The sequence below is a fragment of the Streptomyces sp. HNM0645 genome, assembly GCF_030056615.1.
Taxonomy (GTDB): Bacteria; Actinomycetota; Actinomycetes; order Streptomycetales; family Streptomycetaceae; genus Streptomyces; species Streptomyces marianii.
In genome coordinates, this window is the sequence record NZ_JASHLT010000135.1 from 1 (window position 1) to 314 (window position 314).

Sequence of the window (314 nt, forward strand, 5' to 3'; positions counted from 1 at the left end):
TCCGGGACCGGTCCGTCATCCAGGGGCGCCGTCCCTTGTCCGAGGAACGGCGCCTCTACCTTCAGCTCATGCAGCATGGTGTGAGCAACGCGGAGGCATGCCGGGTCGTCGGCATCAACCCGAAGACCGGCAGGCGGTGGCGCAACGGCCGTGCCCCGTCCGGTGGGCATGTCGGGGCGCCACCGATCACCACGGTGGCGCCCCCGCCCGGCCCTTCCCGCTACCTGCGTGAGTCCGACCGCATTCACATCGCTGACCGGCTGCGAGAGAAGGCCACGGTCCGGGCGATTGCGGCCGAGCTGGGCCGCAGCCCC

At 71.7% G+C, this 314-nt stretch carries 1 protein-coding gene; it reads left to right on the forward strand.

Annotation, left to right across the window (positions count from 1 at the left end; all coding sequences use genetic code 11):
- A partial coding sequence (locus tag QMZ92_RS35975) for a helix-turn-helix domain-containing protein (protein WP_349307801.1) occupies positions 1-314 on the forward strand: 314 nt, incomplete at both ends.